This window comes from Pseudonocardia parietis, from assembly GCF_017876315.1.
Classification (GTDB): domain Bacteria; phylum Actinomycetota; class Actinomycetes; order Mycobacteriales; family Pseudonocardiaceae; genus Pseudonocardia; species Pseudonocardia parietis.
The window spans coordinates 1,209,749-1,231,565 of sequence record NZ_JAGINU010000001.1 but is presented as its reverse complement, the minus strand read 5'-3'; the positions used below and the strand labels follow the sequence as shown (position 1 = coordinate 1,231,565).

17 protein-coding genes, 1 pseudogene and 1 riboswitch are annotated in these 21,817 nt (G+C 73.4%); of the genes and pseudogenes, 5 read left to right on the top strand and 13 right to left on the bottom strand.

All coding sequences use genetic code 11. From position 1 onward, the window contains the following. Positions 1-17 precede the first annotated feature (17 nt). From JOF36_RS05950 to JOF36_RS05915, 8 genes and pseudogenes are all read right to left on the bottom strand, one after another. Positions 18-896, bottom strand: coding sequence for a siderophore-interacting protein (locus JOF36_RS05950; RefSeq protein WP_210025411.1), 879 nt, complete (start codon positions 894-896; stop codon positions 18-20). Beyond that, the gene (locus JOF36_RS05945; protein ID WP_210025410.1) at positions 893-1,129 is read right to left on the bottom strand and encodes a phosphopantetheine-binding protein; all 237 of its coding nucleotides are present in this window, start codon (positions 1,127-1,129) and stop codon (positions 893-895) included. Before JOF36_RS05945 ends, JOF36_RS05950 begins: the two co-directional genes overlap by 4 nt. Continuing rightward, positions 1,126-1,791 carry an isochorismatase family protein gene (locus JOF36_RS05940; protein WP_210025409.1) on the bottom strand — a complete coding sequence of 222 codons (666 nt, stop codon included), beginning with the start codon at positions 1,789-1,791 and terminating at the stop codon, positions 1,126-1,128. Before JOF36_RS05940 ends, JOF36_RS05945 begins: the two co-directional genes overlap by 4 nt. A gap of 5 nt (positions 1,792-1,796) precedes the next feature. Then, positions 1,797-3,487: pseudogene (locus JOF36_RS05935) on the bottom strand ((2,3-dihydroxybenzoyl)adenylate synthase). Beyond that, entirely contained in the window at positions 3,484-4,689 is a 1,206-nt protein-coding gene (locus JOF36_RS05930; RefSeq protein ID WP_210025408.1) for an isochorismate synthase, read from the bottom strand. The pseudogene JOF36_RS05935 and the gene JOF36_RS05930 overlap by 4 nt, the downstream one beginning before the upstream one ends. A gap of 57 nt (positions 4,690-4,746) precedes the next feature. Beyond that, positions 4,747-5,523 (bottom strand): SDR family oxidoreductase, encoded by a 777-nt coding sequence (locus tag JOF36_RS05925; RefSeq protein ID WP_210025407.1) that lies wholly within the window; start codon positions 5,521-5,523, stop codon positions 4,747-4,749. Continuing rightward, positions 5,520-6,494 (bottom strand): ABC transporter substrate-binding protein, encoded by a 975-nt coding sequence (locus JOF36_RS05920; protein ID WP_307862233.1) that lies wholly within the window; start codon positions 6,492-6,494, stop codon positions 5,520-5,522. Before JOF36_RS05920 ends, JOF36_RS05925 begins: the two co-directional genes overlap by 4 nt. Positions 6,495-6,626: 132 nt before the next feature. Then, complete coding sequence (locus tag JOF36_RS05915) at positions 6,627-7,550, bottom strand: siderophore-interacting protein (protein ID WP_307862232.1); 924 nt, start codon at positions 7,548-7,550, stop codon at positions 6,627-6,629. 102 nt (positions 7,551-7,652) lie between these two features. Between JOF36_RS05915 and JOF36_RS05910 the strand changes: the two genes are divergently transcribed. Next, positions 7,653-8,327, top strand: coding sequence for a TetR/AcrR family transcriptional regulator (locus tag JOF36_RS05910; RefSeq protein ID WP_210025405.1), 675 nt, complete (start codon positions 7,653-7,655; stop codon positions 8,325-8,327). Between the two features lie 47 nt (positions 8,328-8,374). On the opposite strand, the gene JOF36_RS05905 is transcribed toward JOF36_RS05910, so the two are convergent. The 5 genes from JOF36_RS05905 to metE all read right to left on the bottom strand — a co-directional run bounded on the left by JOF36_RS05905 (position 8,375) and on the right by metE (position 15,525). Next, on the bottom strand, positions 8,375-9,448 hold the full coding sequence (locus tag JOF36_RS05905) for a DUF6925 family protein (protein ID WP_210025404.1): 1,074 nt from the start codon (positions 9,446-9,448) through the stop codon (positions 8,375-8,377). A gap of 85 nt (positions 9,449-9,533) precedes the next feature. Continuing rightward, positions 9,534-10,430, bottom strand: coding sequence for an ABC transporter permease (locus JOF36_RS05900; RefSeq protein WP_210025403.1), 897 nt, complete (start codon positions 10,428-10,430; stop codon positions 9,534-9,536). A 215-nt stretch (positions 10,431-10,645) separates the two neighbouring features. Then, positions 10,646-11,593, bottom strand: a complete 948-nt coding sequence (locus tag JOF36_RS05895; RefSeq protein ID WP_210025402.1) for an ABC transporter permease — start codon at positions 11,591-11,593, stop codon at positions 10,646-10,648. Beyond that, the gene (locus tag JOF36_RS05890; RefSeq protein ID WP_210025401.1) at positions 11,590-13,119 is read right to left on the bottom strand and encodes an ABC transporter substrate-binding protein; all 1,530 of its coding nucleotides are present in this window, start codon (positions 13,117-13,119) and stop codon (positions 11,590-11,592) included. Before JOF36_RS05890 ends, JOF36_RS05895 begins: the two co-directional genes overlap by 4 nt. A 105-nt stretch (positions 13,120-13,224) precedes the next feature. Continuing rightward, positions 13,225-15,525: a 5-methyltetrahydropteroyltriglutamate--homocysteine S-methyltransferase gene (gene metE / locus JOF36_RS05885; protein WP_210025400.1), complete on the bottom strand. Its 2,301-nt coding sequence runs from the start codon at positions 15,523-15,525 to the stop codon at positions 13,225-13,227. Positions 15,526-15,650: 125 nt separating this feature from the next. After that, a riboswitch (cobalamin riboswitch) is annotated at positions 15,651-15,863 on the bottom strand. A gap of 99 nt (positions 15,864-15,962) precedes the next feature. Here metE and JOF36_RS05880 point away from each other — a divergent pair. The 4 genes from JOF36_RS05880 (at position 15,963) to JOF36_RS05865 (ending at position 21,798) form a co-directional block, all read left to right on the top strand. Continuing rightward, the gene (locus JOF36_RS05880) at positions 15,963-17,057 is read left to right on the top strand and encodes an IS110 family RNA-guided transposase (RefSeq protein WP_307862211.1); all 1,095 of its coding nucleotides are present in this window, start codon (positions 15,963-15,965) and stop codon (positions 17,055-17,057) included. Between the two features lie 514 nt (positions 17,058-17,571). Next, the gene (mdo, locus tag JOF36_RS05875; protein WP_210035177.1) at positions 17,572-18,864 is read left to right on the top strand and encodes an NDMA-dependent methanol dehydrogenase; all 1,293 of its coding nucleotides are present in this window, start codon (positions 17,572-17,574) and stop codon (positions 18,862-18,864) included. Positions 18,865-18,995: 131 nt separating this feature from the next. Beyond that, positions 18,996-20,234, top strand: coding sequence for an AAA family ATPase (locus tag JOF36_RS05870; protein WP_210025399.1), 1,239 nt, complete (start codon positions 18,996-18,998; stop codon positions 20,232-20,234). A 25-nt stretch (positions 20,235-20,259) separates the two neighbouring features. Beyond that, the gene (locus tag JOF36_RS05865; RefSeq protein ID WP_210025398.1) at positions 20,260-21,798 is read left to right on the top strand and encodes a VWA domain-containing protein; all 1,539 of its coding nucleotides are present in this window, start codon (positions 20,260-20,262) and stop codon (positions 21,796-21,798) included. Positions 21,799-21,817: the final 19 nt, after the last annotated feature.

Below are 21,817 nucleotides of genomic sequence, written 5' to 3'. Positions count from 1 at the left end.
CGGCCGGACCCCGTGGGTCAGTGCCCGTGGCCGTGCTCGTCGTCCTCGTCGCCGTGGTCGTCGAAGTCGGCGACGCCGCGCTTCCAGTAGCCGGTGACGTCGCGGTCGGCCGGGCCGAGCGCCAGCTCGTCACGCAGCCACCGGCGCAGCGGCTTGATCGTCGTCGCCTCGCCGGCCACCCAGGCGAAGACGCTCGTGTCCTGCGGCGGCCGGACCGCCGTCACCGCACGTTCCAGGGCGTCGGAGTACCCGGGCGCGTCGCCGCCCCGGTGCACCCAGCGCACCTCGACACCGTCCGGCGCGGTCAGCGACAGCTCCTCGGTGGCGTCGGCGACCTCCACGAACGCCCAGCCGCGGGCGTCGGCCGGGAGCCGCTCGAGGATCCGGGCGATCGCCGGGAGCGCGCTCAGGTCCCCGACCAGCAGGTAGCGGTCGTAGCCGTGCGGGATCGCGAGGCCGCCGGGCGGCCCGGCCACGTGGAGCCGCTCGCCCTTCTGCACCGTGCGCACCCAGTCCGCGGCCAGGCCGCCGGCGTGCAGCACCAGGTCGATGTCGAGCTCGCCCTGGTCCGGGTCGTGCCGGCGGACGGTGTACTCCCGCGACACCGGGAGCGGGCGCGGCCAGTTCAGCATGTCGCCGTCCTGCTCGGGCAGCCGCAGCACGCCGTCGTCCCCGGGGAACACCAGCCGGACGTGCTCCTCATCGCAGTGGCTGTGGAAGCCCGCCAGCCCGGGTCCGCCCAGGGTGAGTCGCATCAGCGACGGGCCGACCGGCGCGGTCCGCACCACCTCCAGCTCGCGCAGCCGGATCGGGTACGGCACCTTCGTCGCCCCGGTCGGCTTCCCGTAGGCGACGGCCAGGTTCCCGGCGATGTCACTGCGGTCTTCTCGCCTCACGTGTCTTCCTTTCGCACGAGTCCGATCCAGTGCCGCAGCACCGGCTCCTCGGCCAGGTCCGGGAACTCCAGCCCGGAGGCCCCGGCCTCCCGCCAGCGCTCGACCAGGGACATGATCCGTACGGAGTCCAGCCCGCGGTCGAGCAGGTCCTCCTCCGGATCGATCTCGTTCGGGGCGCAGTCGAGCAGCTCGGCGACGTCGGACCGGATCCGCTCCTCGGTCAGCGCGTTCATCCGGCCACCCCCGCCGGTGCCCCGGCGAACGCCTCGAGGACGTCCGCGGTGCCGGTCACCACACCGCACCGCTGGGCGACGTACTCGCACGCGGCGTCGTGGTGGCGGCGGGAGAAGTCGGCGACGGCGTCGGCGACCAGGAACGGGGCGACGTCGCGCATGAACGCCTCCACCGCCGTCGCCTGGCACCCGATGTGCGCGTAGATCCCGGTGACCAGCAGCTGGTCCCGGCCGCTCGCCGCGAGCTGCTCGGCGAACGTGCTGCGCTGGAACGCGCTGTAGCGCCACTTGGTCAGGACCGCCTCGCCGGGGCGCGGGGCCAGCGCGTCGACCACGTCGGCCGCGCGCGGGTCGTCGTCGATCACCGCGCCGATCCCGTCGCCCCAGAAGTCGGTGAGCAGGCCGCGGTCCGCCGGGTCCTGCCGGCCCGGCTGCGCGGTGTAGAAGACCGGGACTCCCTGCGCGCGGCAGGCCGCGAGCAGGTCGGCGATGTTCCCGACGACCTCCGGGACCGGGGAGCCCGCGTAGGGCGCCAGGAAGTAGCGCTGCATGTCGTGCACCAGCAGCGCGGCCCGTGCGGGATCGGGTCGCCAGTCGACCCGGCCGGACGGTCGCTCGGCGCGTTCGGGCAGCGGGTAGGGATCGATCCGGGGCAGGGACATCTCGCTCACCTCTCCGTCGCGGCACGCGCGCGCAACGCCTCGCGGAGCTCGCGCTTGCTGGTCTTGCCGACCCCGGTCACCGGGAAGTCGGGGACGATCTCGATCAGGTCGGGGATCTTGAACGCAGCCACCCCGCGCTCACGGACGAACCGGCGCAGCACCGAACCGGCCGGTGCCTCGCCGTCCGGCCGGGGCACCACGTAGGCGCAGGTCCGCTCGCCGAGGTAGGCGTCCGGGACGCCGATCACGGCCGCGTCCAGGACGTCCGGGTGGGCCATCAGGTGGTCCTCCACCTCGGTCGGGGCGACCTTCTCGCCACCGCGGTTGACCTGCTCCTTGACCCGGCCGACGACCTCCAGGTGCCCGGTCGGCGTCCGGCGGACCAGGTCCCCGGTCCGGTAGAAGCCGTCGGGGGTGAAGGCCGTGGCGTTGTGCTCCGCGGCCCGGAAGTAGCCGCGGATCGTGTACGGGCCCCGGGTGAGCAGCGCGCCCGCCCGGCCCGGCTCCACCTCGGCCGTCGACGGCGCCGCCGGGTCGTCCGGCTCGACGATCCGGATCTCGTCGTCCGCCGAGATCGGCCGGCCCTGGGTGGTCAGCACGAGCTCGTCCGGATCGTCGAGGCGGGTGTAGTTGACCAGTCCCTCGGCCATCCCGAAGACCTGCTGCAGCCGGCAGCCCAGCGCCGGTCCGATCCGGCCGGCCAGCTCCGGGCCGCACTTCGCGCCGCCGACCAGCACGACCTCCAGGCTGGACAGGTCGTGCGCGGTGCGGGCGGCCGCGTCGGCCCAGGCGGCGGCCAACGGCGGGACCAGCCCGGTGATCGTCACCCGTTCCCGCTCGACCAACGCGAACGCCGTCGCCGGGTCCGGGGCGGGAGCCAGGACCGAGGCGGCGCCGGCGTGCAGCGCGCCCAGCACGCCCGGCGAGCTCATCGGGAAGTTGTGCGCCACCGGCAGCGCGACCAGGTGGACGCTGTCCGGGCGCAGCCCGCAGATCCGGGCGCTCTCCCGGACGCTGTAGAGGTAGTCGTCGTGGGTCCGCGGGATCAGCTTCGGCAGCCCGGTGCTGCCCCGGACAGCTGCAGGAACGCCACCCCCTCCGGGTCCGGGTCGGGCAGCTCGATCGGGTCGGCGTCGAGATCGGTCAGCGGCACGGCTCCGTCGGTGGTGCCCCCGGCGCCGGTGTCGAGCACGATCGCCTCGCGGACGGTGCCGACGGCGCCTGCGGTCGACCGGGCGAGCGCACCGTGGTCGTAGCGGGCGTGCGCGTCCACCGTGAGCACTGCGGTGGCCCCGGACCACTCGGCGACGTGGCGCAGCTCGGTCTCGCGGTGCGCGGGCAGCGCGAACACCGGGCGGGCGCCGATCCGGAACAGCGCGAAGACCACCGGGAGGAACTCGGGCACGTTCGGCAGCTGCAGCACGACCGACTCCCCGGCCCGCACGCCGAGCCCGTGCAGCCCGGCGGCCAGCCGGTGTGCCCGCCGGTCCAGCTCGGCGAAGCTCCAGCGGTGGTCGGTGGTGCCGGTCCGGCCCACGACCGCGGTGCGGTCCGGGTGAGCTGTCGCCAGCAGGGACAGCCACGCGCCGAAGCTCTGGCCGTGCCAGTGGCCGGCCGCCCGGTAGCGGGCGGCGACCTCGGGCGGCCAGGGGACGTGGTCGGGGCCGGTTGCGGATCCGCTCGCGGAGCCACTCATGCGACCGCCTCCACCGCGATCGCCCGCAGCATGGTGCGGAACTTGGCGCGGGTCTCGGCGACCTCGGACTCCGGGTCGGACCCCGCGACGACCCCGGCCCCGGCGAACAGCCGCACGGTGCGGTCGCAGACCTCCGCACTGCGGATGGCGAGCACCCACTCGCCGTCACCGTCGGCGTCGACCCAGCCGGTCATCCCGCTGTAGTAGCCGCGGTCGGACGGCTCGATCCCGCGGATCGCGTCACGGGCCGCAGGCAACGGGACACCGCAGACGGCCGGTGTCGGGTGCAGCGCGTGCGCCAGGTGCAGTGCGCTCATCGACGGGTCGGCGAGCCGGCCGGTGATCCTGCTGGACAGGTGCCACATGGTCTGGGTGCCGATCACCTCGGGCTCGGCCGGGGCGTCGACCTCGGTGCAGAACTCGCGCAGCACCGCCACGACCTGGTCGGCGACCAGGGCGTGCTCGGCCCGGTCCTTGGCCGACACCCGCAGCGCGGCGACCCGGGCCTCGTTCTCGTCCTCGTCGTCCGAGCGGGGGGTCGACCCGGCGAGCGGGTTGGCCACCACGGTGTCGCCCTCGCGGGAGACCAGCAGCTCGGGGCTCGCGCCGACCAGGGTGCGCAGAGCAGGGTCCCCGGGTTCGGTCACGTCGGCGGCGAACGCGTAGGCGCCCGGGTCGGCCAGCACCAGACGGGTGAGCAGGTTCGGGACCGAGACGGGGGCCTGCGAGGTGAGCTCCAGCGCGCGGGCCAGCACCACCTTCTCCAGCCCGCCGGCGTCGATCAGGTCCAGCGCCTGCCGGACGCCGTCGGCGTACTCCTGCGGGTCCGGAACGTGGTGCACCGACCACGGCCCGCCGGGCGGTTCCGGTACCCGTACCGGCCGGCCCGGTCCCGCCCCCGGCTCGGCCCGGCGGACCAGCGCGGGGACGAGCAGGCTGCGCGGCGCGTCCGGGGCGAAGCCGATCGCCCCGACCACCACCGGGTCCGGATGCCCGGCCTCGGCGACCGCGGCGAGCGTGGCCGCAGCCGCGTCACCCGGGCCGCCGGGCCCGTCCGGACCACCAGGGACCACCGTGTGCACGCCGTCGGCGAGCAGGGTCCCGCGCGGTGACCGGTGGAAGAACGATCCGGGCAGGTACGCGGCGAGCAGGTCGCCGGGAACGTGCTCCGGGCGCGGGCGTGCGGGAGCTGGGCTGGACACCTGAAGTTTCCTTCCGGTTGTCGCCGGGCGGCGGGAGGTCGGCCTCTCCTCGGTGCTTCAGAGGCCGAGACTCGCGCCACCGTCGACGGTCAGGGACTGCATCGTGATGTGCCGGGCACCGTCGCCCGCCAGGAACAGGACGGCGGCGGCGACGTCCGCGGGGTCGGCGATCCGGCCGAGCGGGATCCCGAGCCGGTACCGCTCCGGTGCGCCGGCGACGACGGCCGCGGCGCCGCCGTCGTCGGCCGGGTCCGGCCAGAGATCGCGCTGCATCGCGGTGTCGGTCGCACCGGGACACACGACGTTGCAGCGCACGTGCGGAGCCAGCTCCAGACCCAGGGTGCGGGTCAGCGACACCGACGCCGCCTTCGAGGCCGCGTAGGCCGCCATCCCGGCCCGCGGGGTCCGCGACGCGTCCGAGGCGACGGTGACGATCGCGCCGCTGCCCCGGGCGTACATCCGGCGCCCGGCGGCCCGGCCGGCGTTCCAGACGCCGGTGGTGTTGACGGCGAGGCTGGTGGCGAGGTCGTCGTCGTCCGCGTCCAGGATCGGCCCGGTACGCAGCACGCCGGCCGCGTTGACCAGCAGGCCCAGCGGGCCGAGCCCGGACTCCGCCTCGGCGACGGCCCGCTCGACGGCAGCGGCGTCGGCGACGTCGGCCACCAGCGCCCGTGCCGCTGCCGGACCGGCGAGCCGCGCGGCCGTGTCCCGCACCGCGGGATCACGGTCGAGCAGTGCCACCGGACGGCCGTCGGCCACCAGCGCAGCCGCCACCTGGGCGCCGATGCCCCGGGCCGCGCCGGTGACCAGCGCGGCCCGCGGGGCGGCGGTCATCCGCTCTGTGCCGGGAAGAGCTGCCCGAACGCGTCCAGGGTGGACAGCGCGCCGTCGTAGTCGGGCCGGAAGCTGGTCGCCGGCAGCTCCCACACGTTCCCGGACTCGAATGCGGGCAGCTGGGCGTACGCCGGGTCCTTCTTCAGCTCCTCGAGCGACCGGCCACCCGCGTTCACCACCAGGGCGTTCGGCGCGTTCGCGACCTCCCCGAGCAGCTCCGCGCTGATCTCCAGCGAGTCACCGGTACTGGCCAGGCGGGCTCCGGGAGCCCTGGCCACGACGTCGACCGGGTTGACCCCGAGCTCCTTGCCGAGTGCGGGCAGCGCGGCGGTCGCCGGGACCAGGTAGGTCTTCTCCGAGGCGAACGAACCGATGTAGACGAACTCGCCCTGCGGGATCGTGGTCGACGAGCGCACCTGCTCGGCCTTCTCCTGGTACCGGTCGAGCAGCGGCGCGACCGCGTCGGTGGCGTTCACCGCGTCGGCGACGGCGCCCAGCTGGTCCTGCCAGGCGGTCAGGGTGCGCGGGACGAGCACGGTCGGGGCGATCTCGGCCAGCCGGTCGTAGGCCTCCGCGGCCTGCACCGCGGTGATCCCCTGGCCGCCGCCGATGATCAGGTCCGGCTGCGCGGCCGCGACGGCCTCGATGCTGAGCGAGTCGCCGGCGGGGAGCTGCTCGGTGCCGGCGGCGCGGGCGGGTTCGGCCCAGGCGGGCGGGAAGCCGCCGTCGAAGTTCGTGATGCCGAGGACCCGGGTGTCGGCCACGACCGGCGGCTTCTCGAGCGCGAAGAGGTAGCCGGCGAGGCCACCGGAGAGCACGACGATGCGCTGCGGATCGGCCGGGACCTCCAGCGGCCCCTTGTCGGTCGTGATCGTCCGCGTGCCCGACGCCTCGCTCTCCTCGCCCGCGGCACCCGACCCGCACCCCGCCGCCAGCCCCAGCACGACGGCGAGCACCGCTGCCGACAACACACGCACAGATGATCTACCCGACATCCGGGCCCCCTCCAGGTTCCTCGCTGACGCGATGAACTTATGAAGTTAGCCTTCCCTTAACAAGGGGTTGCGTCATCTGAATTGATGACATACATCATCGGGATACAGTCACACGGCGTAGTCCGACGCCTCCATCTGCGCGGTCGCGTCCGCGATGTCCTGCTCCGTGGGGGCGTCGTCCTGGGTCATGTCCCGGCGCCAGTAGCCGGTGAAGGCCACCACCCGCTTGTCCAGCCCACGTTCGCCGACCAGCTGCCGGCGCACCGCCCGCACGGCGGACGCCTCGCCCGCCACCCAGGCGAACACCTCGCCGTCGGGCAGCTCGACCGCCCGCACCGCGTCGACCAGCGGGTCCGGCCGGTGCACCCAGTGCACGGCGACCTCGGCGGGCGAGGTCAGCTCCTGCTCCTCGGCGGGACCGGCGACCTCGACCACCGCCACCGCGCGGACGTCGGCGGGCAGCGCCTGCAGGATCGCCCCGATCGCCGGCAGCGCGGTCTCGTCGCCGACCAGCAGCCGCACGGGCTGCCCGGACGGTGCCCGGTACCCGGCCACGGCAGGCCCCAGCACTCCAACGACGTCGCCGAGCGCCGCGCGGGCCGCCCACCGGCTCGCCGGCCCCGAGTCGTCGCCGTGCGAGCGGTCGCGGTGCGAGCCGTCGCCGGGCGAGCCGGCACTGCGCGAGCCGACGCTGTGCGAGCGGTCGCCGTGCAGGACGAAGTCGATCATCATCCGGCCGGTTTCCGGATCGAGCGCGCGCACCGTGTAGGACCGCATCCACGGCCTGCGTTCCTCCGGGACCGCGAGGTAGCGCGCGTACCAGCCGGCGACACCGCTGCCGTCCTCCGGCGCGGCGGGGATCTCCGGCACCTCACCGTCGCGGGCGAAGAACAGCTTCACCTGCTGGTCCGGGGCGATCGACTCCGCGCCCAGCCAGTCGTCGGACTCGAGGGTGATCCGCCGCATGTGCGGGGTGAGCGGCTCGACCCCGGCCACCCGGCCGAGAACGTACGGGGGCAGTGGCTGCGTCACGGGATCTCCTCGGTCACGGGGGTACGGGCCGCCGCGATAGTTAGGTGAACCTTAGCTATCCGCGAATAGCGTTCGCAATCCTTCCCGGCGTACGGTTCCCGGGTGTCGCGCACACCGGTGGTGCGGGTGGGCAACCGGCCGGGACCCAAGCCTCGCCTGACCCGCGACGAGATCATCGAGGCCGCCGTCGAGATGGGCGTCGACCGGCTCTCGATCGGTGCGGTGGCCGAGCACCTCGGTGTCGCCCCGGGCACGCTCTACCGCTACGTCGACGGTCTGGAGGAGATCGCCTCGGCCGCCGTGGAGCTGGTCTTCACCCGCACCCCGTTGCCGGACGCGCGGGACGGCTGGCGGATGTTCCTGGAGGACGAGGCGGCGCTCGCCTTCGAGCTGCTGCTGCGCTACTCCGGGCTGGTCCAGGACCTCGGGACCGACCTCGGCGCGGTCGCCGGGGAGCGTCTGCGGCGGATCGTCGCGACGCTCGCCGACGCCGGGTTCCCCCCGGCTGCCGCGGTGCGGGTCGCCGACGCGGTCCTCGACATCGTGGCCGACGGGGCGATCCGGACCCGGTGGGTGCGTGGCGCGGACGGCCGCCCCGGTGACCTCTCGGAGCCCGCCCGCGCCTACGTCGCGACGCTCGACGAGCCGGTGCGCAGCGAGGTGCTCGCGATCATGACCGACCCGCGGTCGCACGTCCTGGACAAGGTCGCCCTGGTACTCGACGGCGTCGAGCACCGGCGCGGGACCGGCCGGGAGGGCTACGCCGGCATCGAGTGATCACCGGTCGTGGAGCCGGCACCGGGCAGGTGCCGCTCGGCCATCGGTCACCCGGCGTTGCGGTCGCCGTCGGGGTCGAGCAGGTCCGGCTCGGGGGTGGCACGGCCGCGCCAGGCGGCGAGCACCGCCGGGTCGGCGCCGGCGTGGGCGAGGATCCGCAGGGCGACCGCCTGCGCCGCCCGGCCCACCGGATCCGCAGGGTGCACCGGCCCGGGCCGCGCCGCTCCCCCGGGCCGAGCCGCTCCCCTCGGCACACCGTCGGTGCCGGAACCGTCGCGTGCGGTGCCGACCGGCGCACCGTCGGGCCCCTGACCGGCGGCGACCGCGACACTCACCTGAGCGGCGATCTCGCGCTGATCCGGGTCGCCGAACCGCTCGATGAGTCGGTCGAAGGCGGCCAGGCGCTCGGGATCGAACGGGCGCGGACGCCCGGTCAGGTCGGTCAGCGGGTGGGCCGGATAGAGGTGCGCGCAGGGCAGGTACCCGTCCGGGACCGGGACGGTCGCCGCGTGTGTCCGCCCGGCCCGCAGGATCGCGGGGAGCAGGTGGGTGTGCGGGCCGTCCGGCGAGCGCCCGTCCGGCGGCGGGATCGGGGCGTACACCTCGACCCGGCCGACGGCCGTCGTGAAGACCCGGTGCGGGCCGGCGGCGACCACCGCGGCGTTCAGCTCCGCGCTCTGCGGCCTGTCCTCGCCCGCGCGCAGGGCGGCGAGCAGCTCCGGGTCCGACGTGCGCACGCAGACGTCCACGGTCGCCGTCCCCATCCCGAGGTCGACGAGCACACCGTCACGGTCGGCGGCGCGCAGCGCGTCGCGGTCCGGCCCGAGCTCGGTCACCACGGTCCGTGCCGGCCGCCGGGCATCGCCGGCCGGGAGGCACAGGGCGACCGCGTGGTTCCAGTGGTCCTCCGGGCCGACCGGGGTGCGGTAGGCGACCGCCCGGGTCCCGTCCGGCGGGTCGAGCCGGACCCCGCCCCGGCCGGTGACGACGACGCCCGCACCGGTCCCCACCGGCTCGTCGCCGAGCCGGACGAACTCGGCGATCGCCCCGGGCACCCCCATGCTCCATCCGGAGGTGGGGTCGGCCAGGTGCTCGGTCAGCAACTCCACCAGCTCGTTCATGTCCGCAGCCTGCCTCTCCGTACGGGGAGCCGGCACCCGTCACCGGCCCCGCTTCTCGTTCCTGCACCGGCTGCGCACGGGAACGTCACTGTGCGCCCGTCCGGTCCCAGCGCCGTCCCCACCACAGGGCAGCCCCGGCGGTCAGCACCACGGCGGCCGAGGGCACCAGCACCACCAGCGGCGCGGTGAACAGGTACTCGCGACCCTCGGCCACCATCGCGCCCCACTCGGCGGTCGGCGGCTGGACACCGAGCCCCAGGAAGGAGAGCCCGGAGATCGTGAGCAGGGTGCTCGCGAAGCGCACGCAGGTGTGCGCGGCCAGCGGCGGCAGGAGGTTGCGGGCGATGTGGCGGACGAGCACCCACGCCGGGCCCGCGCCGAGCGCCACCGCCGCCGTCACGTACTCCCGGCCGCGCTCGGCCAGCGTCAGCAGGTAGGCCTGACGGGCGAACGGCGTCCACGCGATCGCGGTGACGGCCACCAGCAGCGACGCGATGCCCGGTCCGAGTGCCACCGCGGCCAGCAGCCCGAACAGCACGACCGGGATCGCCGCGAGCACGTCGACGAACCGCATCACGAGCCGCCCGAACGCACCGGTCGCGGCCGCCGCCATCCCCACCGCGACGCCGACCGTGCCGGTGAGCAGCACGGCGAACACGCTCAGCCCGATCGTCAGGCGGGCGCCGTGGACGAGACGGGAGAGCAGGTCCCGGCCCAGCTGGTCGGTCCCGAGCGGGTGCGCAGCCGACGGCCCGGCCAGCAGCGCGGCGAAGTCGGCCCGGTGCGGGTCGGGGAGCAGCAGCGGCGCGACGACGAGCAGCACGGCGGCGAGCGCGGCGATCACCACACCTTCCCGGCACCACCCGGGCAGGGACCCGATCCGCCCGACCGCCGGGCGCGTTCCGCGGAACGCCGACGCCTCACGCGTTCCGCGGAACGCCCCCATCCGGCGCGTTCCGCGGGACTCCGTCTCCCGACGCATTCCGCGAGACTCCGTCGGCCGGCGCGTTGCGGGGCGCTCGGGTGCGTTCCGCGGAACGCGCTCACCGATCGGGGATCGCGGGTCCTCCGCGTGCGAGCGGCTCATCGGATGCGTCCCGCGGGACTCCGGCGGCGAGCGCGTGCCGCGGAACCCCGGCGCGTTCCGCGGAACGCGCTCACCGGTCGAGGATCGCGGATCCTGCGCGTGCGGCCTGCTCATCGGGCGCGTTCCGCGGAACGCAGTACCGGGTCCAGCGCGGTCGCGAGAATCTCGACGAGCACGCCGGCCAGCACCGCGACGGTGATCACCAGCAGCGTCCCGGCCTGGATCACCGGCAGGTCCTGGGCCGGGACCGCCTGGTGCAGCAACCTGCCCAGGCCGGGGATGCCGAACACGACCTCGACCACGACGGACCCGCCGAGCAGGCCGGCGACGAACATCCCGGCCAGCGCGGTCACCGACGTGGTCGCCAGTCGCGCCCCGTGCCGCCACAGGACCGTGTGCTCCCCCAACCCCTTCGCCCGGGCGACGAGCACGTGCGGGCGCGCCAGTATCCCGACCGTCTCCACCCGGACCAGCTGGGCGGCCAGCGCGCCCGGGTAGGCGGCGAGCACCAGCACCGGCAGCACCAGATGTTGCGGCCCGCCCCAGCCGACCGCGGGCAGGGCGTCGAGACCGACCGCGAACACCAGCACCAGCCAGGGTGCGAGGACGAACTCCGGCACCGCGACCCCGGCGATCGTGCCCGCACCGACGAACCGGTCCAGCAGCCCACCCGGGCGCCGGGCCGCGTACGCCCCGGCCGGGATGCCGACCGCCGCCGCCAGCGCGAGCGCCAGCACGGTGAGCAGGCCGGACACCGCGGCGGCGGAGCCGACCTGCTCCAGGACCGGCGTGCGGGAGACGTAGCCGTACCCGAGGTCACCGCGCAGCAGCGCACCCGTCCAGCGCAGGTACTGCTCGACCGCCGAGGCATCGAGCCCCAGCTCGGCCCGCACACGCGCCTCCGTCGCCGGGTCCGGCACCGCCTCGGCCGTGCGGGCCCGCAGTACCGCGCGGACCGGGTCCACGCCGACCATCCTGGGCAGCGCGAACACCAGCACCGACGCGGCGAGCAGGACCGGCGGCACGACCAGCAGCCGGCGCAGGAGCAGCCCGGTCACCCGACCGGCGTCAGCTGCGGCAGGACCGGCCTGATCTGCAGCGGATCCGGGGTGAACCCGGTCGCGCCGCGCAGCACGGCGGTGTCGAGCGGGTGCACCAGCATCACGCCGACGGCGTCGGCGGTGAGCAGGCCCGCGGCCTCGGTGAACAACCGCTGCCGCTCGGCCGGGTCCACGGTCACGTTGAGCTTCGCGATCAGCGCATCGTAGGCGGGGCTGCAGTACTGGTCGATGGCGTAGCTGCCCTCGCAGGTGTAGTCGGAGGTCAGTGTGCTCGCCGCATCCGGGAAGTCGGACAGGTAGCTGCGCGAGTTGAGGAACATGTCGTACTTCCCGGCCAGCACCTCGGGCTCCTGGGCGTCGTAGTTGCCGACGGTGATCTCGACCCGGATCCCGGCCTCACCGAGCATCGCCTGGATCGCATTCGCGAGCGTGGGCAGCTCCGGCCGGTTCGGGAACGTCCACAGCTGCACGGTCAGCGGATTGTCCGGGCCGTATCCGGCCTCGCCGAGCAGTCGCTTCGCCTGCTCGACGTCGGCGCCGGGAGGCGGGGCGCTCTCACCCCACGGAACGGCCGCGCCGAACAGGTCGGAGGCCGGGGCGGCTCCGCCGGCGAGCACCTGCCGGGCCAGGACCGGCCGGTCGATCGCCGCGGTCACGGCGCGACGCACCCGGATGTCGGAGAACGGCTCCGCGGACTGGTTGAGCTGCAGCGGCACCGTGCGCGCGGCCGGATACTGGATGACCTCGGCGCCTGCCGAGCGCACCTGTTCGAGCTGGGCCTGCGGCAGTCCCTCGGCGAACTGGACGTCGCCCGCCTGGACGGCGAGCGCGCGGGCCTGTGGGTCCTCGACGTAGCGGACGGTGACCCGGGCGGCGCCGGCCGGCTCGCCCCAGTAGTTCTCGTTGCGGACCAGCACCGCGGACTCGGCGCCGTTCGCCTCCTCGAACACGAACGGGCCGGTGGCACTGCGCAGATACTCGGGCGCACCACCCCCGGCGTAGGCGGCCGGGGACAGGATTCCGAGATTGCCGCTGGACATGCGCAGCGGCATGACCGGGTCGGGCTCGCTCGTGGTGATCCGGACGGCGTCCGGGCCGTCGGCCTCGATCGCGAAACCGATGTCCCGGATCGCCCGCGGTGGCGCCTCGACGCCGGCGACGTAGCGCAGTGCGGTGACGACGGCCTCTGGGGTCAGCGGGGTGCCGTCGTGGAAGGTGACGCCCTGGCGCAGCGTGAACCGCCAGGCATTGCCCTGCTGCTCCCACTCCGTCGCCAGCATCGGTGCCGGGCGCGCCTGGTCGTCCACCGTCGTCAGCGTCTCGACGACGCCGAGGGTCTGCAGCCGGGCACCGTCGTCGGCGTCGAAGGCGTAGTTCGCGCGCGGCGGGAACTGCAGCGCGACGGCCAGCTCTCCGCCGGGATCCGGCGTCCCGCCGCCGGCCCCGCTGCCGCAGCCCGCCAGGAGCGCGGCGGCGGTCAACAGGGCGGCCAGCACGCCGGGGCCGCGTCGTCTCGTGATCACTACATAGACCTACATCTGAACAACTGTTCATGCAATGCGACGTGAGAAACCCCGCGACGCCGGACGTGACGGCCGGTCCGCCCGGCGTCGCGGAGCTCACCGGCCTCAGCCGGTGGTCTGCGCCGTCTCGCGCACCCGGCGCGCGGCTGTGACCAGGTTCGTCAGCGCCTCGACGGTCTCGGGCTCACCCCTCGTCTTGAGCCCGCAGTCCGGGTTCGCCCACAGCCGTTCCGACCCGATGTGCCGCAGCGCCTCGGTCAGCTGACCGGCGAGCTCGTCGGTGTCCGGTACCTCCGGCGAGTGGACGTCGTAGACGCCCGGGCCGAGCCCGCGCGGGACGCCCGGCCCGAGGTCGCCGAGCACCTCCATCCGGGACCGGGCGGCCTCCACGGTGGTGACATCCGCGTCCAGGCCGTCGATCGCCCCGACCACCTCACCGAACTCCGAGTAGCAGAGGTGGGTGTGGATCTGGGTGGTGTCCGCGACCCCACCGACCGACATCCGGAACGAGTCCACCGCCCAGTCCAGGTAGGCCTGCCGGTCCCGCTCGTGCAGGGGAAGCAGCTCGCGCAGCGCGGGCTCGTCGACCTGGATGATCCGGATGCCGGCGGCCTCCAGGTCGACGACCTCGTCGCGCAGCGCCAGCCCGACCTGCCGCGCGGTGTCCCCGAGCGGCTGGTCGTCACGTACGAACGACCAGGCCAGGATAGTGACCGGGCCGGTCAGCATCCCCTTGACGTAGGAGCTCGACAGCGACTGTGCGTACCTCGCCCACTCGAGCGTGATCGGCGCGGGCCGGGACACCTCGGAGTGCAGGATCGGCGGGCGCACGCAGCGCGAGCCGTAGGACTGCACCCAGCCGAACTCGGTGGTGGCGAAGCCGTCCAGGTTCTCGGCGAAGTACTGGACCATGTCGTTGCGCTCGGGCTCGCCATGTACGAGCACGTCCAGGCCGATCTTCTCCTGGAGCCGCACCACCCGCTCGATCTCCCGGCGCATCCGTGCGACGTACTCGTCGTCGGTGATCTCCCCGCCGCGGTGCGCCGCCCGGTCTGTGCGGATCTGCGAGGTCTGCGGGAAGGAACCGATCGTCGTCGTCGGCACCTCGGGCAGGTCGAGCGCGTCACGCTGGACCTCGGCGCGCACGTCGCCCGCACTGCGCCGGTAGTGGTCCGCGCCCAGATCGGCGAGGCGGGTACGGACCGTCTCGTCACGCCGGGACGTGGCCGCCACCTGCTCGTGGACCGCCTTCGCGGCGTCCAGCTCCGCGGCGACCGCCGCCCGGCCCTCGTGCAGAGCCCGGCCCAGTAGCACGACCTCGTCGACCTTCTGCCGCGCGAAGGCCAGCATGTCCACGACGTCGGCAGGCAGCGCGGTCTCGGCCGCCAGGTCGTAGGGGACGTGCAGCAGCGAGCAGGACGTCGAGACCTCCACCCGGCCCGCGACACCGACCAGCCCGTACGCGGTCGCCAGCGCGGCGTCCAGGTCGGTCCGCCAGACGTTGCGGCCGTCGACGACCCCGGCCAGCACCACCTTGCGCTCGATCCCCTCGACGGACTCGATGCCGTCGAGGTCGGCCTTCCCCGCGACCAGGTCCAGGGCCAGTCCCTCGACGGCGGTCGAGGCCAGCGCCGGCAGCGCCGGGCCCAGCTCACCGAAGTACGACGCGACCAGGATCCGGGGCCGCCGCGGCGCCGAGGCCAGGCGGTCGTAGGCCTTGCGCAGCGCCGCGATCTCCTCCGCGGTCCGGTCGGCGGCGAAGGCGGGCTCGTCGAGCTGGACCCAGTCCACCCCGGCGTCGGCGAGCTCGGTGAGCAGGTCGCGGTAGACCTCGACCAGTGGGCCGAGCAGGTCCAGCGGCCGGAAGCCCTCCGGCGCGTCCTCGGCCGGTTTGGACAGCAGCAGGAGCGTCACCGGCCCGACCAGGACCGGGCGGGTGAGCACGCCGCAGCGCTGGGCCTCCCTGAACTCCTCGAGCGCCTTGCGGCTGCCCGGGGCCAGGCGCGTCCGCGGCCCGACCTCGGGCACGAGGTAGTGGTAGTTGGTGTCGAACCACTTGGTCATCTCGCAGGCCGGTGCGCCGGGGCGCCCCCGGGCCATCGCGAACAGCCGCTCCAGCGGGTCCCGCACGTCGGCGAAACGCGCCGGTACCGCACCGACGGCGAGCGCGGTGTCGAGTACGTGGTCGTAGAACGAGAACGTGTTGCCGGGGACCTGACCCAGGCCGGCGTCCCGCAGGCCGGTCCAGCTGTCGCGACGCAGTCCCGCGGCGACCTCGTGCAGTGCCGACGCGTCGATGCGGCCGGCCCAGAACGACTCGGTGGCCCGCTTGAGCTCCCGGTTCGGCCCGATGCGCGGGTATCCCAGCACGGTGCTTGCAGTGCCGGATTCGGACGTGTTCTTCACGGCCCTCTCCTTCGCGAGCGCGGTGTGTGATCCGCGGGCACACGGGAGAGGACGACGGCGCCGGGCACGAGGATGCCCGGAGTCCGCACGGCCCTCCCTCGAGACCACGGATCAGCGCGCGCCGGTCGGCGCACGCACCGACGGCAGGTCTTCGGACTCACGGGCATGGGCATCACGCACCCGGCCTACTGGCCGTCGCTTCCCGGGATCGCTCCCAGTGCTCCTGACGGCGGTCGTTCCCGTTCACCGCTGCGGGGCAGTCCCGGAATCGCACCGGGTTCCCTCTCGCCTCGCGCCACCCCTGCTGGGCGGTGCGAACCGTCGACGCGTCCGACCCTAGACGGTATGGAGGCCTGGGCTGAGGCCTCCCGCATGTGAACGTGGGTTGCCGACAGGAGTGGGTCCTGGCGGTAGAGCCACAGATGTGGGAGGCCCCAGTGAGTGCGAATCGTACGAGTGTCGGGTTGGACGTGCACGCGCGCTCGGTCGTGGCGTGTGGGCTCGACGGGCGGACCGGGGAGCTGTTCGAGCGTCGGTTGACCCCGGATCACGGTGATGTGGCCGCGTGGGTGCGGTCGCTGCCAGGCCCGGTGGCGGTCACCTACGAGGCCGGGCCGACCGGGTTCGGGCTGGCCCGGTCCCTGGCCGCGGCGGGGATCGAATGCCAGGTCGCGGCGCCGTCGAAGCTGCAACGCCCGTCCGGGGACCGGGTCAAGACCGATCAGCGTGATGCCCGGCATCTGGCCCGGTTGCTGCACCTCGACGAGATCGTCGCGGTCGCCGTGCCGAGCGTGGAACAGGAAGCTGCGCGGGACCTGGTGAGGGCGCGGGAGGACGTGCGCGGGGACCTGATGTCGGCCCGGCACCGACTCTCGAAGTTGTTGCTGCGCCAGGGGATCGTCTACTACGGCGGTAAGCCCTGGACCGGGATCCACGATCAGTGGCTGCGCGAGCGCCGCCGGGATGAGGTGTTCACCGCGCCGGGTCTGGGGCTGGCCTTCGACATCGCCTACGACACCCTGCTGGCCACGCTGACGCGGCGCGAGCGCCTGGACGCCGCGATCACCGAGATGGCCGCGAGTAGCGAGTTCACCCCGGTGGTAACCCGGCTGGGCTGCCTGCGCGGGGTCTCGACGTTGACCGCGTTCGGGCTCGCCGTCGAGATCGGGGACTGGCACCGGCTGACCGGGCGTTCGATCGGCGCCTACCTCGGCCTGGTGCCCACCGAGTCCTCCTCCGGGGCGTCGCGGTCGCAGGGCGCGATCACCAAGACAGGCAACGGACACGCCCGCCGCCTGCTGATCGAGGCCGCCTGGCACCACCGTAAGCCGCTGCGGGCCGGGGTCGGACTGCGTCGCCGTCAGGACCAGGCGAGCCCGGCCGCGCGGGATCGCGCCCAACGGGCGAACCGGCGCCTGCACTCCCGCTGGGCCGGCTTCGACACCCGCCAAAAGCGCGCCGTGGTCGCCAACACCGCGATCGCCCGCGAGCTCGCCGGCTGGTCCTGGTCGCTGGCCGTCCTCGACGAGTAACCACCCCGGCGAGGACCACAGATGTCCGGATGAGCCCACTGGTGGTGACGGCAGCGCCTGCGAGCAGACCCGCGACTGACCTATGAGCAGCCCACTCCCCCAACCCGTCGCCGGGGAGCGGAGGTGGGGCCACGCTCGATCTCTAGACCCGCGGACCGCTCGAGCCGAACAGACCGTCCTGCGGTAACCAACCCGCGCATATCAGACTGACGACGCGTCGACACCGACACGCTCGCCACCACCACACCCGTCCGGCAACCGAGGCGGTGTCCACGACGACGGTCGCGGACACCGCCTCACCCTGCCCACTTGACAAACCGGCCTACATATCAGATCAGCGCCCGGGTTCCGGCCAGGCGAGGACGCGGGCGCGACCTCCCCCCGGCCCCCTCCGTTCGTAGGGGCTTCCTGCCCGGACGCCCGAGGGGTAATCGCGATCACCTCTGTGCTCGCGGCCACAGTCGCCCTAGCGTGCGGTACCGACTCATCGCCCATGCCTGACGAAAGGGCCGACATGCAGGTAGACGAGCTGCTCAAGCCGTTCCCCATCAAGGAGTTCCACCCGTTCCCCCGGGCGCTCATGGGTCCCGGCTCCCACGAGCTCATCGGTCCGGAGGCCCTGAAGATGGGCTTCAAGAAGACCCTGGTGATGACCTCGGGCCTGCGCGGCACCGACATCGTCCACAAGATCGTCGAGTCGATGAAGTACCACGGCCTCGAGGTCGTCGTGTACGACAAGGTCGAGTCGAACCCCAAGGACTACAACGTCATGGACGCTGTGGGCCTCTACCAGCAGAACCACTGCGACTCGTTCGTCTCCATCGGCGGCGGGTCCTCGCACGACGCGTGCAAGGGCGCGCGCGTCTCGGTCGCCCACGACGGCCGCAACGTCAACGAGTTCGAGGGCTTCAACAAGTCCGAGAACCCGGCCAACCCGCCGCACATCGCGGTCTCCACCACGGCGGGCACCGGCTCGGAGACCTCGTGGGCCTACGTCATCACCGACACCACGACCGACCCGGACAACCCCCACAAGTACGTGGCGTTCGACGACGCGTCGGTGACCTCGCTGGCGATCGACGACCCGGTCCTCTACTACGACTGCCCGATCGACTTCACCGCGCAGTGCGGGTTCGACGTGCTCGCGCACGCCTCCGAGCCCTACGTGTCGCGGCTGAACTTCGAGCCGTCGCTGGGCAACGCGCTGCACGCGGTCAAGCTGACCTCGCAGCACCTGCGCCAGGCCGTGTGGAACGGCCAGGACCTCGCGGGCCGGGAGGGCATGATGTACGCGCAGTACATCGCGGCCCAGGCGTTCAACTCCGGCGGTCTCGGCATCATCCACTCGATCTCGCACGCGGTGTCGGCGTTCTACGACACCCACCACGGCCTGAACAACGCCGTCGCGCTGCCGCGCGTGTGGGCGTTCAACATGCCGGCCTGCTACGGGCGCTTCGCCGACATCGCCGAGGCGATGGGCGTCGACACCCGTGGCATGACCAGGCCGCAGGCCGCCGACGCCGCGCTGGCCGCCTCCATCCGGCTGCTGCGCGACGTGGGCATCCCGGAGCGGTTCGCCGACGTCACCCAGAGCAGCTACTCGAAGAACCGGCTGGGCCAGGGCCCGACCAAGTACTACGAGAACTCGCCGGCGATCATCGGCGACGCGGCGGACGTCGACCGGATCACCAACCACGTCCTCGGCGACGCCTGCACGCCGGGCAACCCGAAGGAGTGCACCTTCGAGACCGTCCGCCCGGTCGTCGAGCACTCCATCAACGGCGACCTGGACGACCTCCTGACCTGATCGTCCGGCCAGTCCGCCCAGTTCGCAGACTGCGGGCCCGCGCCGCTCCGGGGACACTCGGAGGGCGTGGGCCCGCAGGCTGCGAGCCCCCTCCGCGCCCGTAGCCGGTGCGGTCTGCGAAGGAGATTCCCTTGTCCGAGGCAGTCCTCCCGTCCGCCAGCGAGGCTGCGGACGCCGTCGCCCCCGGTGGCCCGTTCGAGTCCGTCGACGAGGTCGTCGAGGCCCTGCGCGAGCAGGGCTACATCGCCGACACCCGCCTGGCGACGACCGTCTTCCTGCTCACCCGGCTGGACAAGCCGCTGCTGCTGGAGGGCCCCGCCGGCGTCGGTAAGACCGAGCTGGCGAAGATGCTCGCGGTGGTCACCGGCCGCCGTTTCCTGCGGCTGCAGTGCTACGAGGGCCAGGACGAGACCAAGGCCCTCTACGAGTGGGACTACGGCAAGCAGCTCATGTACACCCAGATCCTGCGCGAGAAGATCGGGCAGGTCGTCGCCGACGCCCCCGACCTCGCCGGCGCCGTCGAGCGGATCGGGTCGCAGGAGAGCGTCTTCTTCTCCGAGCGCTTCCTGGCCGCGCGCCCGCTGCTGGAGGCCATCCGGTCCGACGAGCCCTGCGTGCTGCTGATCGACGAGGTGGACCGCGCCGACGAGGCGCTCGAGGCTGTGCTGCTGGAGACGCTCGGCGAGTACCAGATCTCGGTGCCCGAGGTCGGCACGTTCGTCGCGAAGCACCGTCCGTACGTGCTGCTGACCTCGAACAACACCCGTGACCTCGCTGCCGCCCTGAAGCGCCGCTGCCTGCACCTGTTCCTGGACTACCCGTCCGCGGCGCGCGAGCTGGAGATCGTGCGTTCGAAGAAGACGGGGCTCTCCGACCAGCTGGCCGAGGAGCTCGTGACCGTCGTGCGCGGGTTGCGCGATCTCGAGCTGCGTAAGGCGCCGTCGATCTCGGAGACCATCGACTGGGCCCGCACGCTCGCCGTGCTCGGCGTCGACGAGATCAACCCGCAGATCCTCGCCGACACCGTGTCCGTCGTCGTCAAGTACGACAAGGATGTCAAGAAGGCCCTCGACGCCATCCCGCACCTGGTCGACCCGAACGCGGTCGTGGAGGAGCACGGTCACGGCCATGGGCACGGGCACGAGGGCGACCACACCCACGACGACCCGCCGCCGGCCCGCGCCGTGCGGTCCGACCACCCGGACGACGGGGACGTCGACGGCCGCGCCAAGCGGGCGGCCCGGGACGAGCCCGGCCGGCACTCGCTCTACGGCGGCGTGACCGCAGCAGGCGGGAGCCCCCGTCCGCGGCCGGTGAGCCCGGGACAGGGGGCCCGCTCGTTCGGCGGCTCCCGCAAGCGCCCGGTCTGATCGGCGGCACCGGAGGGAGGTCCGTATGGAAGCGAGCATCCACCGTTTCGTCCGGCTCCTGCGGATCCGGTCGGTACGCATCTCGGTCTCGGAGGCACTGGACGCCATGGCGTGTGCCGCCCAGCCCGGGGTGCTCGCCGACCGGTCCCTGCTCAAGGAGGCCCTGCGCGTCGCGCTGGTGAAGGACCGGCGCGACGAGGCGACCTACGACGAGGTCTTCGACCTGTTCTTCTCGCTGGTCAAGGTCGGGGAGAACGACACGGGCCACGGCCACGGGCACGGGCACGGCGACATGTCCGACGACGCCCCGCTCGAGAACTTCACGCTCTCCGAGGAGCCGTCCGAGACGCCCCAGGAAGGTCACGACCACGGCACCCCGGCCGACATCCGGGACTTCTTCGACCCGGAGGACCTGGCCGAGCAGTACAACCTGCACCAGGAGGCCAACAAGATCGACATGGCGTCGATGACGGACGAGATCGTGCTCTCCAAGGACCAGGCCGACGACGTCACCGACGGCCAGCGGGTCCAGATCGAGACCGACCGCTTCTCCGGCGGCGGCCTGCCCGGCGACATCTCGCAGGCCCAGGGCACCAAGGTCGACGCGGACCTGTCGGTCGCCCAGCAGGACGCCCTGCTGGGCTGGCTCACCTCGGAGGAGGACAAGGTCGCCGAGGAGAGCGGCACCGAGGACGACGCGGCGGCGCTGCGCCGCAGGCTGTCCGGGGTGCTGGAGAACCTGCCCGAGCTGCTCAAGGCCCACCTGGAGAAGCTGCTCGAGATCGAGCAGCGGATCGTCGAGGGCCACGACGACGCCGAGCGGGTCGCCGAGGTGGACCGGGCGTCGGAGACCGAGCGGATGCAGCTGGAGGACTCGCTGCGCCGGCTCGCCAAGTCGCTGCACGGCGCGCTGACCCACCGGCGGCGGGTGTCACCCCGCGGGCGCATCGACTCCGCGCGCACCATGCGGAAGAACATGCGCTACGACGGCGTGCCGTTCACCCCGGTCACCGTGCAACGCCAGGAGGACAAGCCGCGGCTGGTCGTGCTGGCCGACGTGTCGCTGTCGGTGCGGGCCACCGCCCGGTTCACCCTGCACCTGGTACACGGGCTGCAGGACCTGTTCGGCCAGGTGCGCTCGTTCGCGTTCGTGGCCGACCTGGTCGAGGTGACCGACCTGTTCGCCGACCATCCCGTCGAGCACGCCCTCGGGCTGATCTTCGGGGGCGACCAGCTCGACGTCGACGCCAACTCGAACTACGGCCTGGCGTTCGGGCAGTTCCTGGATGACCACGGCTCCGCCGTCACCCGGCGGACCACGGTGCTCGTGCTCGGCGACGGGCGGGGCAACGGCAACGACCCGAACATGGAGGCGTTCGTCGAGATCACCCGGCGGGCGCGGGAGACGATCTGGCTGACCCCGGAACCCCGCTACTCGTGGGGCCTGGGGCGCTGCGACCTGCCCGCCTACGCCGAGCACTGCGACCGCGTCCGGGTCGTCCGCGACCTGTCCGGCCTGGAGAGCACCACCAACGAGATGGCGGGTGAGCTGATCGGCCGCTGACCGGGGCCCGATCAGGGCT

Bases quoted from the DNA above. Each gene is read 5' to 3' on its own strand.
- mdo (WP_210035177.1), top strand. From the start codon at position 17,572: ATGCAGGTAGACGAGCTGCTCAAGCCGTTCCCCATCAAGGAGTTCCAC.
- JOF36_RS05925 (WP_210025407.1), bottom strand. From the start codon at position 5,523: ATGACCGCCGCCCCGCGGGCCGCGCTGGTCACCGGCGCGGCCCGGGGC.
- JOF36_RS05900 (WP_210025403.1), bottom strand. From the start codon at position 10,430: ATGCGTCGGGAGACGGAGTCCCGCGGAACGCGCCGGATGGGGGCGTTC.
- JOF36_RS05940 (WP_210025409.1), bottom strand. From the start codon at position 1,791: ATGTCCCTGCCCCGGATCGATCCCTACCCGCTGCCCGAACGCGCCGAG.
- JOF36_RS05945 (WP_210025410.1), bottom strand. From the start codon at position 1,129: ATGAACGCGCTGACCGAGGAGCGGATCCGGTCCGACGTCGCCGAGCTG.
- JOF36_RS05905 (WP_210025404.1), bottom strand. From the start codon at position 9,448: ATGAACGAGCTGGTGGAGTTGCTGACCGAGCACCTGGCCGACCCCACC.
- JOF36_RS05865 (WP_210025398.1), top strand. From the start codon at position 20,260: ATGGAAGCGAGCATCCACCGTTTCGTCCGGCTCCTGCGGATCCGGTCG.